The following is a 1050-nucleotide window of genomic DNA, read 5'->3' as shown; positions in this document are numbered from 1 at the left end:
GCTGCCCGGCGCCTCGCCGGCGCTCGCGGCATCGCCCTCCGAAGAGGACTCCACCGCCGCGCTGGACTCGCCGGGCGCGCCGGAATAGATGGCCTCTTCGGTGTGGCGATCGTCCTCGCTCACGGGCGCATCGGCCTGCGGCAGGCCGAATTCTTCACGCGCGGCCTCTTCGGCGGTGCGTTCGAGGAAGGGGTTTTCGTCGAGCATCTGCTCGACCTCTTGCGACAGTTCCAGGGTGGACAACTGCAGCAGCCGGATGGACTGCTGCAACTGCGGCGTGAGTGCCAGATGCTGCGAGACGCGCAGCGACAGCCCCGGCTTCATCACACCGGTGCCGCCGGGCCGCCCCGAGGCGCGAGAGCCCCCGCGGGAAGCAGCGCAGTCAACACGATGACCAGCGTGGACGCCATGCTCACATCCTGAAATGCTCGCCGAGGTACACGCGCCGCACCTCGGCGTTGTCCACGATCTCGGAGGGCGTGCCCCGCGCCAGCACGCGCCCATCGCTGATGATGAACGCGTGGTCGCAGATGCCCAGGGTCTCGCGCACGTTGTGGTCGGTGATGAGCACGCCGATGCCCCGCGCCTTGAGGAACCCGATGATGCGCTGGATCTCGATCACGGCGATGGGGTCGATGCCCGCGAACGGCTCGTCGAGCAAGATGAAGCGCGGCTGCGTGGCCAGGGCCCGCGCGATCTCCACGCGGCGGCGCTCGCCGCCCGACAGCGCCAGGGCCGGGGAGGCCCGCAGGTGCTCCACGCGCAGCTCCTGCAGCAGGGCGGTGAGGCGCGACTCGATCTCGTCGCGGCTCAGGGCCTTGTCGTTCTCGTCGCGCTGCAGCTCCAGCACGGCGCGCACGTTCTCCTCGACCGTCAGCTTGCGGAAGATCGACGCTTCCTGCGGCAGGTACGACAGGCCCAGCCGCGAGCGGCGGTGGATGGGCATGTCGGCCACCGAATGGCCGTCGATGCGGATGTCGCCGCCATCGCTGCGCACCAGCCCCACGATCATGTAGAACGAGGTGGTCTTGCCCGCGCCGTTGGGGCCGA

At 69.7% G+C, this 1050-nt stretch carries 1 protein-coding gene and 1 pseudogene; both read right to left on the bottom strand.

The window, feature by feature from the left end:
• A pseudogene (locus AC27IQ_RS25540) lies at window positions 1-324 on the bottom strand (RNA polymerase factor sigma-54); the annotation flags it as partial.
• A gap of 88 nt (window positions 325-412) precedes the next feature.
• Window positions 413-1050, bottom strand: a 638-nt coding sequence (lptB, locus tag AC27IQ_RS25535; RefSeq protein ID WP_487091302.1) for an LPS export ABC transporter ATP-binding protein, incomplete at its 5' end; no start/stop codon positions are given.

Source organism: Acidovorax sp. KPB24-07, from assembly GCF_057543315.1.
This window is presented reverse-complemented; position numbering and strand designations above follow the sequence as displayed.